15 protein-coding genes and 1 pseudogene are annotated in these 12854 nt (G+C 31.0%); all 16 read left to right on the top strand.

The window, feature by feature from the left end; genetic code table 11:
• The first annotated feature begins 1 nt into the window (after position 1).
• The 16 genes and pseudogenes from H9661_RS12095 to H9661_RS12025 all read left to right on the top strand — a co-directional run bounded on the left by H9661_RS12095 (position 2) and on the right by H9661_RS12025 (position 12670).
• Positions 2-448, top strand: coding sequence for a hypothetical protein (locus H9661_RS12095; protein WP_191769063.1), 447 nt, complete (start codon positions 2-4; stop codon positions 446-448).
• A 724-nt stretch (positions 449-1172) separates the two neighbouring features.
• Entirely contained in the window at positions 1173-2075 is a 903-nt protein-coding gene (locus H9661_RS12090) for a tyrosine-type recombinase/integrase (protein WP_191769061.1), read from the top strand.
• Positions 2076-2277: 202 nt separating this feature from the next.
• The gene (locus tag H9661_RS20040; protein ID WP_243240419.1) at positions 2278-2859 is read left to right on the top strand and encodes an IS110 family transposase; all 582 of its coding nucleotides are present in this window, start codon (positions 2278-2280) and stop codon (positions 2857-2859) included.
• A gap of 12 nt (positions 2860-2871) precedes the next feature.
• Positions 2872-3522, top strand: a complete 651-nt coding sequence (locus tag H9661_RS20035; RefSeq protein ID WP_341480425.1) for a transposase — start codon at positions 2872-2874, stop codon at positions 3520-3522.
• A gap of 144 nt (positions 3523-3666) precedes the next feature.
• Entirely contained in the window at positions 3667-3906 is a 240-nt protein-coding gene (locus H9661_RS12080) for a hypothetical protein (RefSeq protein WP_191769059.1), read from the top strand.
• A gap of 17 nt (positions 3907-3923) precedes the next feature.
• A complete protein-coding gene (locus H9661_RS12075) occupies positions 3924-4313 on the top strand; it encodes a hypothetical protein (protein WP_191769057.1) in 390 nt (129 codons plus the stop codon).
• A gap of 1102 nt (positions 4314-5415) precedes the next feature.
• Positions 5416-5889: an IS200/IS605 family transposase gene (gene tnpA, locus H9661_RS12070; protein WP_191769055.1), complete on the top strand. Its 474-nt coding sequence runs from the start codon at positions 5416-5418 to the stop codon at positions 5887-5889.
• A gap of 153 nt (positions 5890-6042) precedes the next feature.
• A pseudogene (locus H9661_RS12065) lies at positions 6043-6918 on the top strand (tyrosine-type recombinase/integrase).
• 14 nt (positions 6919-6932) lie between these two features.
• Positions 6933-7319, top strand: coding sequence for a hypothetical protein (locus H9661_RS12060; RefSeq protein ID WP_191769053.1), 387 nt, complete (start codon positions 6933-6935; stop codon positions 7317-7319).
• Between the two features lie 14 nt (positions 7320-7333).
• Positions 7334-7477: a hypothetical protein gene (locus tag H9661_RS12055; RefSeq protein WP_191769051.1), complete on the top strand. Its 144-nt coding sequence runs from the start codon at positions 7334-7336 to the stop codon at positions 7475-7477.
• A gap of 778 nt (positions 7478-8255) precedes the next feature.
• Positions 8256-9485 (top strand): IS110 family RNA-guided transposase, encoded by a 1230-nt coding sequence (locus H9661_RS12050; RefSeq protein WP_191769049.1) that lies wholly within the window; start codon positions 8256-8258, stop codon positions 9483-9485.
• A 469-nt stretch (positions 9486-9954) separates the two neighbouring features.
• A complete protein-coding gene (locus H9661_RS12045; protein WP_191769029.1) occupies positions 9955-10353 on the top strand; it encodes a hypothetical protein in 399 nt (132 codons plus the stop codon).
• A gap of 323 nt (positions 10354-10676) precedes the next feature.
• Positions 10677-11342 carry an HNH/ENDO VII family nuclease gene (locus H9661_RS20030; RefSeq protein ID WP_191769028.1) on the top strand — a complete coding sequence of 222 codons (666 nt, stop codon included), beginning with the start codon at positions 10677-10679 and terminating at the stop codon, positions 11340-11342.
• A gap of 17 nt (positions 11343-11359) precedes the next feature.
• Positions 11360-11926: a CbrC family protein gene (locus H9661_RS12035; protein ID WP_191769026.1), complete on the top strand. Its 567-nt coding sequence runs from the start codon at positions 11360-11362 to the stop codon at positions 11924-11926.
• 320 nt (positions 11927-12246) lie between these two features.
• A complete protein-coding gene (locus H9661_RS12030; RefSeq protein WP_191769024.1) occupies positions 12247-12414 on the top strand; it encodes a site-specific integrase in 168 nt (55 codons plus the stop codon).
• Between the two features lie 88 nt (positions 12415-12502).
• On the top strand, positions 12503-12670 hold the full coding sequence (locus H9661_RS12025) for a hypothetical protein (RefSeq protein ID WP_191769022.1): 168 nt from the start codon (positions 12503-12505) through the stop codon (positions 12668-12670).
• The last annotated feature ends 184 nt before the right edge of the window (positions 12671-12854 follow it).

The following is a 12854-nucleotide window of genomic DNA, read 5'->3' as shown; positions in this document are numbered from 1 at the left end:
TATGAAAGAAAACTTTGATTGTACTCAATTCATAACATATGATGCAGAAGAAAATATTAATGATGTTATAGATTCTTTTGTAAGCATTGGGTTTACAGTAATTCCATTTGATAAAATAAGAAATGTTAAAAAAGAGTATTTTAAAGAGTATTTTAGAAGCAACGTGTATGAATTAAAATGGGATGAATTTTTAGGATACTTTGATGAATGGCAAGAAGATGGAGAAACTCCTAAACCTATTATTGATTTTGCTAATGTTTTGAAAAGCGTAATTAAATGTTCAAAAGTCAGTAATTTGAGAGTTATATTAACTAATTTTGCAGAAGAAGGATTATCTACAAATGAGGTTATAAAAGTAAAAGATAAAAAAATAATGGAAGGATTATATTTAATGTCGTCAAAGAATTTCGAGGTATGGACAGATAACTTAGTATTAGAAATTGAGTAAATAAAAATGTGTTTGATTAGGCGATTATCTTTTGAGATAATCGCTTTTTTTAAACTTGAAATTAGCAGTAATTATTTTATAGAATTATGATTGTACAGGAATTTACTAATAATGAGTAGGAATTTCAGTGATAATAGGTATTTATTAATTTAATTGTAGGTACTTTGATTAGACGATCTATAAATATGATTTCTCTCTGGCGTATAGACACAAATAAAAAGGAATTTATGGACAAGAAAAGGTATTTGATTACTAATTCAGAGAGTAATGAGATGTCAGACTTTATGTCGGCTGGTAAAGGCTATGACATCTTCGCTACTGTAGTATTAACTACACTTATTTTATAAGTATGTAGCAATAGTGCTAAACGAATTGCATAATTCTTCATTTCCTCCTAATTGCTAAACATAATCATAGTTTGAAAATATCAAGGTTTCCGTAGGAAGGCTTTAGCCTTTAACCTTTATATTTTCAAATGTGATTATATAATGGTAGGGAGGTAATGGAGAGAGTACATACAGCCCCCCCCGTCTCAATTATAAGTAATTGAGACGGGGGGCTTATTTTATCTAGAAACCTTGATTTTACTTGGCCTAGAAGATATAAACATATATTTTTTACTGAAAAAATACTGAAATGGTAGTTTTATATCATTTCTGAAAATAAATTTGACAACTAGAAGAATTGTTATTTAGTATATGTATACTTTGAAAGGAGGGATTTTATGGATAATAAATGGAACTGGAATATGGATGAAAAGACAGAAAATATTTATAGGAATTTATGTAATCAGATAGAGAGGGTATTTAGTCATACAAGACAATGCAGTATAAAAACAAGACAGCGTTATATGGATGGGGTCAAACATTTTGCAAAGTTTTTAGCAGAGGAATTTAAAAAACAAAACTTAAATAAGATTAAAGCCAAGCATTTGCTTGAGTATGTTGAGCAAATGCAGGAATGGGGTTATTCAAAATCTTATGTAACAACGAATTTATCTGCAATAAGGTATTTTATAGATATTATGGGAGGGGAAAGCAATAAACTTCCATCAAATAAGGAATTAAATGTCAATATAAGAACAAAGGAAGATAGAATTGGAGCAAATAAGGCATGGAGGGTGGAGGAAGTTCAGCGATTTATTGAATTTGGCGAAAGTGTCGGTCAAAATAAATATGCTGATATGGTTAGGGTGGGGTGGGCATATGGTTTACGAATTCATGAAGTGACAAGGCTTAATAAAAATGATTTATCTAATGCCTTGGCAAAGAAAGAATTAACTGTAAAAGGAAAAGGTGGACTTATTAGAACTATACCACTACATGATGTGGATTTAATTAAAAAGTTATACAATGAAACTCCAGTGGGAGAGAAGGTTTTTGTGAAAGCGAACGAAAAAACTCATCATGTAATAAATAATCTTCAAAATTTTATTATAAGGCATCAAGAAAAGTTTGTTATAACTGTTGAAACTAACATGAGTTTCCATGGGCTAAGACATGCTTATGCTCAAAGAAGATATCAAGAGTTAGTGGATATTGGTTTCAACGATAGAAACGCAAGGATAAAAGTATCGAGGGAGTTAGGTCATTTTCGAATAGAAATTACGGAAATATATCTAAAATAAAAAGTAAAATATTTAAAAAAATCTGTTTCATTTCTTGAAATGGCAATAAAGGTTTATATAATGCCTTTATATTTAAATTTTAGTTAATTGCCGTTCGAGAATGGACAGGCTGTCGTCCCCTTGCAGGTCTCTCGTAGATACATGCTCGAATTGAGGTTGCACGACATTCTTGGACGGTAAATTCAAGATAGGAGATGATTTTATGGATTTTAATGATAATTCAAAGCACGTATTTATAGGTGTCGACTTACACAAAGAGCAGCATGTAGCAGTATTGGTAGACTATACACAAAAGAAAGTAGAAGTAATTAGTTTTGAAAGAAGACCTTCTGCTTATCCAGAATTTATAGATAAAGTAGGCAAATTTGTTCCAAAAGGAAAGACTGCCATATTTGGGCTTGAAGATACGAAAGGATATGGACGTTCTTTGGCTGTTTTTTTAGTAGAAAAGGGCTATATAGTTAAAGAGGTTAATCCTGCTTTATCTTCAGCAGAAAGAAAAAGCAAGGCAACAGTGAAAAAGAATGATAGGTGGGATGCTGAATGTATAACGAGAGTATTGCATAGAGATTTTGAAGAATTACCAGATGCAAAACCTTTGGATATTTACTGGACTTTTAAGCAGTTGACCAATAGAAGAAATACCTTAGTAAAATCTCAAGCAATATTAAAAAATCAATTACATGATAAGTTAAGTCATCATTATCCATCATATAAAAAGTTCTTTTCAGAAATAGATGGAAAGACTGCTCTTGCATTTTGGGAGAAATATCCTTCGCCATAAGTAATAAAATATGTGTACTTAGAAGATTTTGCTCAATTTTTAAGAGATAATAGTCATAATGCTTGTTCAACTCGTAAAGCAAAGGAAATTCTAGGATTAATTGAGGCAGATGGTGATACTACACGAGAATATCAAGAGTATAGAGATTTTACTATTGAAAGTATAGTAAGAGAAATTAGATTTCTAAAAGAAGAAATTCTAAAAATAAATAAGAAACTTCGTGAGTTATTAAAGAAGTTAGATTTAAAATTAGAAACCATGAGTGGTATAGATGTTGTAACTGCATCAAACTTGGTTGCAGAAATTGGGGATATTAGTAGATTTAAAAATGAAGAAAAGTTAGCATGTTATGCAGGAATAGCCCCTATTAAGTTTAGTAGTGCAGGTAAAGGCAGGGAACAAAAGAATAAGCAAGGTAATAGAAAACTTAATGGGGTGTTTTATATGTTGGCATTGCAACAAATACAAATATCAAAAGGTAGTCGATTACCTCGTAATCAAGCATTTTATAATTACTATCTGAAAAAAGTAGATGATGAAAAAAAGGAAAAAACACAAGCCCTAGTATCATTAATGAGGTTACTAGTAAAATTTATATATAAAATGATGAAATATAAAATTGAATATCAGTTACCTCAAGTACAAAATACAGAGGTAAATTGATATAATAGAGGTAGTAGATGGCTACCTCTTTAAATTTGATTTATTTTAAATTTAATTGAGGGGGCGGCTGAACCTAAAAGTATTCCAGGACAAGGTTATCATAAAGAGGTATATGCTAATAAACCTGTAAAGGTTCAAGATGCTGTGAATAAATGGGATGAGTTCTTAGGTGCAGGTGAATATAATAATATTCACCCTAGGACAGGATTACCAGATGCAGACAGAATATTTTCAGCTGATGGAAAGAGAAGCATAAGATTCGGGTCACATGAAATGAACTCAAAACCTAGTAAATTTCATTATCATGAGGAAACATGGACGCATGACCCAATAAATAATGTAATGAATGTTGATAATACAGTTGTTAGAGTTCCTCATAAATAAAAAAGGAGTAACAAGAAATGAATGTTAAAATAATAGATATACTAGAGAAATCAATAAGTGGATATAAGGTTATATTGGAAATAGATAATGAAAGAATTACTGTTGAGTGGGATGGTAGTAAGCCAGAAAAAAATGTTGAATATAGTATAGAAATAGATATTGATGATGAATTAATTTGGAATAACAATATAGCATTAGCAACTGAGAGTACTACATCAATAAAGCAGGATGAGAACCATATTAATATAGTTGCAAAGCTAGATTATAATCATGAGGATAATCTTGCATCACTAAACATGAATGGTAGTGTAGTTTTAATTGACTTAGATGGAATGAACAAGGATATTTCAAATGAATGGGTAAAAATACAGTGCAGTTCAATAAAAGTATATAATATAAATTTATGATAGAAACTATATGCATAATCGAGAAGAGTGATACTGCATAAAATGATGTATTAAAAAATCTATTAAATTCAATAAAAATTGATATGAAAATGGATGCATAATATTAATAATGTAGTGAGAAGATGAAATGAACTAGCTGAAAGTTGAGTAGGCTAGTTCATTATTTTTTTAGCAGTTCTACAGACATAAGCATCTGATAAAGGACTTCCTAGCTAATTAAGTCTAGGGACTTCAGAAACCAGTAAATCAAGAATAGAAGATATGTGTAACTTGATAAGCTAGGAAAAACTAGGTTCAATAATTCCACTTAAAAGTTAATGGAATTGTGAACATAATATATGTAGTAGAAAAGCACTAAAAAATAAAAAGAATTGATAGAATAGAACATAATAATAAGATAGCTGAGTAGAATAACTAGAGACTTGGAACTCGGGGCTAGGAAATTGTAACGGGGGGTAGGGGGGAATAAGGACTTAAAAGAATTGAAATAGATAAATAAAAATCTATTTCAATTAAAATAAATAGAATAAAAGAAATTGAAGAAATGATAAATTAGAGCTAATCAGAATAAAGAAGAACTAAGTAATTAATAGGTAAAAGATAATTAATGAAGAAAGATAATAAATGTAATAGATTAAGAAGAAGTAATAAATGTATCAGTAAAAGAAAATCTAATCAATGAAGAAGTAGAGTAATAATCAATAAAGGAAATATAATTAAATAAGCAATCATTCAATGAGATATATAAATGAAAATACAATACATCAATCAAGAGAACTATGGTAAAAAGCAACGATAAAGCATCAGAAAACAGAGATTTAGGAGAATGTGAATAACAGTAGTATTCAGATTGAAAAGCTGTAAATAAAGGCTAAATCAACTGAATTTAAAATAGATGATAAATATATATTATAAATGTGATAAAAGAGTTAATGTTTCTAATTAAGGAAGCATTAACTCTTTTTTGTTGTATTTTGAATACCACCTGCTACGCGGGTGGTTCTAAAGAGCTTTCAGCGGTGAGTAGAAAATAAAAAACCTCCATTGTAAAATTATAGTAGGTTTGCCGACCAATACTATAAAACAAGGAGGTGTGTCCGTAATGGACAATAGTAGTTTAGCACATAGTAAATGGAATTGTAAATATCACATAGTTTTCGCGCCAAAGTATAGGAGACAAATAATATATGGAAAGATAAAAGCGGATATTGGAAGAGTTTTAAGAGAATTGTGTGAGTATAAAAAAGTAGAAATAATCGAAGCGAATGCATGCAAAGATCATATACATATGTTGGTTAGTATACCACCAAAATTAAGTGTGGCACAGTTTATGGGATACTTGAAAGGAAAAAGTTCATTGATGATTTTTGATAGACATGCAAATTTAAAGTATAAGTATGGTAATAGGCAATTCTGGTGTAAGGGATACTATGTTGATACTGCGGGAAGGAACAAAAAGGTTATAGAAGAATATATAAAGAATCAAATACAAGACGATATAGCATATGAACAATTGAGTTTAAAGGAATATATTGACCCGTTTACTGGTGAGCCGGTAAACGGAAACAAAAAATAAAGCACCTTTTAGGTGCAAGTTTGTAAAGGTATGCGGTTGGCAAAACGTTCAACGTGCGAGTAGCACAGCCAGTAACAAAGCCTTACAGGCGCAGAGCAAACCACCCGTTTTACGGGTGGTCCTGATTTAAAGAAGTTGAGGGGAGTAATAACAATGTGTCAATTAATTGAAGATTTCAAGATAAGTTTAATTGAGGATGGTAAGAGTGCTAAAACGATAGAAAGCTATGTTGGAGATATTAAAGCTTTTAAAGAATTTCTAGAGTCTAAAGGAGTTGAATTCAATGGTATGTTTCAACGATTCTACGTAGTAAGCTATAAGAACTTTCTAGTAGAGAGTAACTATGAGGTAGCAACAATCAATAAAAAGATTAATAGCATTCATGCATTGAATAGATACCTTGTAGCAACTGGAGCAATGAAGGAAATAGTTGTAGAAAATTCTAAGGATAGAGTAAAGATAGCCTATGGTTCAGAGAAACAAGTAGAAGTTTACAGTGATAAGGAAGTTGAGAGAATACTTTTCTACATTCAGAATGAGGACAAGGTAAGTAAAAGAAATAATGTGATTGTAATGTTATTACTTTATACAGGTGTTAGAGTCAGTGAACTATGTAGCATTAAGATTAAAGACATTGATTTCCTAAACTACTCCATAAAAATCTACGGTAAGGGAGGTAAGTTTAGAGAAGTACCACTTAAATTCGATTTAGCTGATGTAATAAAGGAATACATTAAAGATAGAGATTACAGCTTAAAGGATTCAGAATATCTAATAATAGGGTAAAGAGGAGCATTAAGAAGAGATGCTATAAATACAATGCTTGAAAGGTTAACGGATGAGATAGGGATGGTAAATAAATTAAAAACTCATACTTTTAGACATACTTTCTGTACAAGGTTAATAAATAGAGGAGTTCCAATTTCAACAGTAAGTAAACTAGCAGGTCATAGTAGTGTAGATACTACTGCAACATTTTACATTAACAGTAGCATAGAAGAAAAACTAAAGGCAGTAAATCTACTGTAGAAAGGAGTAAAGAAATGATAATAATAAACACTTTAGAAGACATAGAGAAAGCTGAGATAACTCCATTGGAGTTGAAGAAAGAAATACTACAACATTTTCAAGAAATAGCTGAAAGTGTTGTAGATAAATACTGGAGAATGTACAACCTAAAAGAAGTTGGAGACATTGTAATACTTGAGGATGATGATTCAATAGAAGTTTTAGATAAATACAACATAGCAGACAAGCAATCAAAGAAAATAACATCTATACCAGAGTTTACGGAAATACTTCTAATAGGTGAGGTTGAAATAATGAAAACAACATTTATTCTAGGAGATTCCTTCGGGATAACTCTATACCATAAAATCGGTAAACTAGGCACAGAAAATGAAAAGTTTTTAAGTGTATATAAAATATAGGAGGTAGAGAAAAGATGGAAATAGTCATGTTAATTGCAAGAATAATACTATTAATTTTAAGTGGAATGTCATCAGTTGGAGCAGTTGGAGAAGTTGCTAAAGCTAGTGGAGTAGCATCAGCAATATTGTGGAATAAGCTACCTAATAGATTTAAATAGGGCGTAATAGGGCAGATGTCGGTCACATCACATTTAAGTCACATAAAACCTAGATAAATTAAGGTGTTGGTAAGATGGGCACATTAAACTAATAAAAGCTCACTAATAATTAATTTAATAAATACTAAAAAATAAAAGAAAATTTAGTAGGCAATACGCCCATACGCCCTAAGTCAGTAAAATAAACAGTTTTAGAAAATAGACTACGCCCCATAAGCGTCCTAAAAGAACCCAATAATAAAAGGTAAATATCGTTGTAATCGTAATGTCGTCATGTTAATAGTGACGATATTTTCAGTTGTAACATGGTAACTGGAAATTGAAAAATAACCTTCAGAGAAAATAAAAAAGAGAAAAGGAGATTGAAAGAGGAATAGAGAGAAAATAGAGGATGTGAGAAATAGAATCATTAAAAAGTGTTAAAATAGAAACTTTTTAGCCTAGGAAGTCCTAAACTGGAAATTGTACAACTAGGACAAGATAAGGAAGTCTAGGGACATTATAAACATAGGTAAAATCAAGGTTGAAGTATGAGAAATATTTTTCAATAGCATATATACTAAACCTAAAAGAAATAGTAACTAATGCGGGAGTGGGTAACCCAAGTAAGACATTCAATAGTGATTTCATTGAAAGCTACAAGGTCATTACTTCTAGCAGAACAAGAACGGATTGGCTTTCGCCCCCATGCACAATAATTCTCCTAGAGGATTAATTGAATGCTTTAAACTGAGGTTGCCTGCGTTCCTGCATGAATAATGAATAGTAATGAGTAGATATGCACAAGAAGCAAAATCATATGTATGTTGGATTAGACTTACACAAGGATACCCATACCGCTGTTATAATAGATTGTTGGGAGGAGAAATTAGGCTCAATAACCATTGAGAATAAGCCTTCTGATTTCACAAGACTAATGAATAAGGTAAATAAGATTGCAGGTAATTTAACACCAGTTTATGGTCTTGAAGATGTTCATGGCTACGGTAGAAGTCTAGCAGTTTTTCTAATAGAAAGAGGAATGATAGTAAAAGAAGTTAATTCAGCACTTTCATACATGGAAAGAATGAGTTACCCTACTACTCAAAAGAGTGATGATTGGGATGCTAGGTGCATTGCATCAGTACTTTTAAGAAAGCTAGACACTTTACCAGATGCTAATCCACAAGATTTATACTGGACTATAAAGATGATGGTTAATAGAAGAAATTCAATTGTAAAATCAATAACTAATTTAACCAATCAACTTCATGAGAACTTAAATTATAACTACCCAAGCTACAAGAAATTTTTTTCTGATGTAAATAGTAAAACTGCATTAGCATTTTATGAAAAGTACCCATCACCGAAACACCTAAAAAGTGTAACAGATGAAGAATTAGCAGAGTTTTTAAGAAAACCTAGTCATAACAGTTGTTCTACAAGAAAGGCTAAAGAAATCTTAGACCTTGTAGAAAGTGATGGAGATACAATAAGGGAATACCAAGAGTCGAGGGATTTCATAATTCAGAGCATTGTAAGAGACATTGCATTCAAGAGTGAAGAAATCAAGAAGGTAGAAACTGAAATGAAAAAGCTACTAAAGCTTCTAGACTTAAAGCTAGAAACAATTCCAGGCATAGATACTGTAACTGCAATAGCACTAGTTGCTCACATAGGAGACATTAAAAGATTCCGTAATGCTGATAAGCTAGCTAAATTTTTTGGAATAGCACCAGTAAATTTCAGTTCAGCAGGTAAAGGGAAAGATAAAAAGAGTAAGCAAGGTAACAGGGAACTCTATGGAGTATTCTACTTCCTAGCAGTACAACAGATTCAAGTATCTAAGAAAGGAACTTCTAGAAATCCAGTTTTCCTAGAGTACTATAAGAGAAAGGTTTCAGAAGGTAAAACTAAGATACAAGCATTAGTGTGTGTAATGAGAAGGCTTAACAACATCATATACGGTATGATGAAGAATAAAACTGAATATATAATGCCTAATGTAGAAATAAAAGAAGTAGCATGATAAAATAAGGTTAACAGATTAAGGAAAATTAAGGTTGGAAAAGTAACTACATAACACTAAAAATGATAAGTGATTAGAAGTAGTTTTAAAATGGTGGTAAGGGTTGAAAACACTCAACTCTGCCACTAAAAATAATAAGATAGACTCTGCCCCAAGGGGGCGGGTGAAGCTAAATCTATTGAAGATATAATTAGTGATGCATCTGAAACGACAAATGGAAAAGGTGTTGCAAGAAATTTTGAAAAGATAGGTGGATTTGATCAAACTTTAAATGATTTTGAAAGTCTCAATCCTACGAATGTAAAAGATATACAAACGCAATATGGACCAGGCAAGGTTGGTAAACTAAGTGATGGGACAAGTGTTGTAGCCAGACCAGGAAGTTCAACAGGTGGTTCAACTTTAGAAATAAAAGTATCTAATAGGAAAGTATATAAAGTCAGATATTAATTATAATTTGGAGGTAGAAATGGAACAGTGGGAAGAAGTTTATAAAAATACAATACCAGTTGGAGAATATCAAGCATTAGTAAAAAATGGTGAGGAATCAGGTTTGTTTATAAAATTAGAATGTAATGAATACATTGCAAATATTAATTTTGGAATAGTATCAGCATTCAGGATGTTTGATGAAGGAATAGTATTAGCAGGAATATTTGATGAGAATGAAATTACAAAATATAAAAAGAGCAATTTTTCTAATACTATTTATAAAATTAAGGATGGTGAATTTGGTAACTTCATCAAGAAAACTAGTAATGAAATATATGATTATTTAGGTTTATCACATTTTGTTATAATCACAATAAATTATGTAATAGAAGTAATATCTGAGTGGGAACCAAGTATTGAAATATCAAAAAAATAGAGTATTAACAAGGACAAAATCTAATTTCAGGCCAAAAGTACAGGGAGTTAGGATATTTAGAATCAATAGAGAATGTTCAAATACTTACTACATTCTAGCAGTTACTGAAGTATAAGCATCTGAAGGAAATAAAATAACTTTTAATATATTTCTAGGCTCTTATAAAGATGCAGTATAGAAAAAACAGTAGATATTTACTGTTTTGTTTTCTTAAATTACTCAGCAATAGAAAATGCAGAAATCGCTTCGTAAAAGTACGATGTAAGTACAACATATAGATGTCAATTATATAATCATGACGAAAACTAAATAAAAAGGGTAGGGTGCAAACGAAAACTATAAATGTAAATATATTAAATTTCGATATTGCAGGTAGTGCTCCAACGCATATAGATATTGTACCAACTGAATCAGAATTAGGAGATAATATTACAACTGTACCAATCAGTCCACCAAAAACTATGGATGATTATACAGAGATACTTTATCCAAATTCAAGTTCAGAAGATAGTGATATAATAACAGGTGTTCCAGATAATCCGCAAGATATATTAGATGGATTAGAAGTATTATTAATTCCGCCAAAATCTCCTATTCCAAATGGAATAATTGATGATGATTTTTATGGTGGTAGAGACCTTGTTCCATTGATTATGATGACTAGTGGATGGGCGGTTGAAGCTTCTGATAATCCAATAATAAATAATATAAGAAATAGAGTTCCAAACGAAGAAGTAACTTCACCTAAAAGGCGAGAAAATGCGCCTATTAGTAATAAGGATGGACGTCCGATTGAGATACACCATAGTGAGCAGAACCCAAAGGGACCTTTTGATGAGATGCATCCGTCTGACCATAGATATGGAGAAAATTATCAAAAAAATCATCCGGACTACAATGAACCATCAAAAATTGATAGAAAACAATTTAGAAAAGATAAACGTCAATACTGGGAAAATGAATGGGATAATGGTAGGTGGAATAAGTAAAATGGAGGGCGATATAAATGAATATTATAGAATTTAAGTATTTCTGCAACCCAATAAAAAATGCGGAAATTACAGATGTAAAATGCCAATCTTGCGGAGCAGATGAAAATTGTCTTGAGGGGGAGTATTTTGACTGCGGTGATAATGTAGTTTCGGTTTGCCTTGATTGCTTATCAAAAGGTAAAGTAACTGTAAATATCCCTAGTTTCATTAAAAAGAGGCTCATGGGTCACTTAAAAGAAACTGGGTATGTACAAAATGAAAACCAAGCTGAAGAAAGGGCTGAAAGTTTAATAGACGAATTAAGTAAAAATCCTCCGGTGCCTTGGATTCAATATAATGATTGGCCGGTATGCTGTGGGGAATTTGGTAGATATTTAGGCGAATGGGGAAAGGAAGAAATAACTAAACATGCTCCAGACGGGAATGGAAAGCAGTATATCATATCTATTTTAGATGATTTTAGTAGGAGTAAAATTGATAATGTTGATTATTTTTGGGATGATATTGGTAGAAACACTGTGGTATTTGTTTTTGAGTGCATTCATTGTTCAAAATATATTGCCATATGTCAAAGTTATTAGTAGATACAATAGTTATGTTATTAAAATATAATATATTTCTCAATACATTAAGAACTTCAATAATGTTGTTGTAAAAAATTGATTATATTTACTACATTATTATTATGTAAGAAGCTAGGTTTAATAAGGAATTCCATCAAATGAATAGTGAATATATTAACTTAATGATCAAAAACTAATAGCATAATAATGATAATGCAGTAAGCTGAAACAAAAGTGGAAATCAAAAAAAAATATATTATAGTAATAATGAAGGCTAATGCTGATTAAAAAGGCGTTAGCCTTTTTTATGCCTAAAACAATAAAAGGAGCAGATAAGTATGATAAATGAACTGGTACAAAGATTCAAGATATACCTAGAGGAAAATAGAAAGAGTGTAAAAACAATAGAAAGTTATGTTGTAGACATTTCTGCTTTTGTAGCGATCCTTGAAGAAAAGGTGGTAGATTTCAGCGGAGAAATGAAAAGATTCTACATTACCATCTAAACTATTTGGGTGATAACAATTATGAGCATGATAGCATTAATAAGAAGATAAATAGTCTTCAAGCCTTCAATAGTTTTCTAATAACAAAATGATATATGCAGAAAGTGGAGGACATCATCCACATGGATTAGAATTAGGAGGAACAGAAGGGCAAATACTCACTCTACAGCTGAAAACAGCAAAGATAAAAAATCCAAAACATAGTGAAGTAACAGACCTACAAAGACGTGTTATAAATAGGATAAAGAAAAAATGAAGTAGATGGAGAAAATATGAGTAAAAAATATATTGAATTTACTAAATGGACCAAATATAATAATTCGAATGTAATTGATAAAACTGAATATTCATTCTATGCAATTCATTTATACAATGATAAAGGTTCTATTGTAAAGGGATATGAACCTGAATTTGAAGAAGTAGAAAAAGTAGCTAACAAT

The sequence above is a fragment of the Clostridium cibarium genome (assembly GCF_014836335.1).
Taxonomy (GTDB): domain Bacteria; phylum Bacillota; class Clostridia; order Clostridiales; family Clostridiaceae; genus Clostridium; species Clostridium cibarium.
Note: the sequence above shows the minus strand (reverse complement) of the source record. Positions and strands in the feature narration are given on the sequence as shown.

Bases quoted from the DNA above. Each gene is read 5' to 3' on its own strand.
- H9661_RS12095 (WP_191769063.1), top strand. From the start codon at position 2: ATGAAAGAAAACTTTGATTGTACTCAATTCATAACATATGATGCAGAA.
- H9661_RS12090 (WP_191769061.1), top strand. From the start codon at position 1,173: ATGGATAATAAATGGAACTGGAATATGGATGAAAAGACAGAAAATATT.
- H9661_RS20040 (WP_243240419.1), top strand. From the start codon at position 2,278: ATGGATTTTAATGATAATTCAAAGCACGTATTTATAGGTGTCGACTTA.
- H9661_RS12075 (WP_191769057.1), top strand. From the start codon at position 3,924: ATGAATGTTAAAATAATAGATATACTAGAGAAATCAATAAGTGGATAT.
- tnpA (WP_191769055.1), top strand. From the start codon at position 5,416: ATGGACAATAGTAGTTTAGCACATAGTAAATGGAATTGTAAATATCAC.
- H9661_RS12060 (WP_191769053.1), top strand. From the start codon at position 6,933: ATGATAATAATAAACACTTTAGAAGACATAGAGAAAGCTGAGATAACT.
- H9661_RS12055 (WP_191769051.1), top strand. From the start codon at position 7,334: ATGGAAATAGTCATGTTAATTGCAAGAATAATACTATTAATTTTAAGT.
- H9661_RS12050 (WP_191769049.1), top strand. From the start codon at position 8,256: ATGCACAAGAAGCAAAATCATATGTATGTTGGATTAGACTTACACAAG.
- H9661_RS12045 (WP_191769029.1), top strand. From the start codon at position 9,955: ATGGAACAGTGGGAAGAAGTTTATAAAAATACAATACCAGTTGGAGAA.
- H9661_RS12035 (WP_191769026.1), top strand. From the start codon at position 11,360: ATGAATATTATAGAATTTAAGTATTTCTGCAACCCAATAAAAAATGCG.
- H9661_RS12030 (WP_191769024.1), top strand. From the start codon at position 12,247: ATGATAAATGAACTGGTACAAAGATTCAAGATATACCTAGAGGAAAAT.
- H9661_RS12025 (WP_191769022.1), top strand. From the start codon at position 12,503: ATGATATATGCAGAAAGTGGAGGACATCATCCACATGGATTAGAATTA.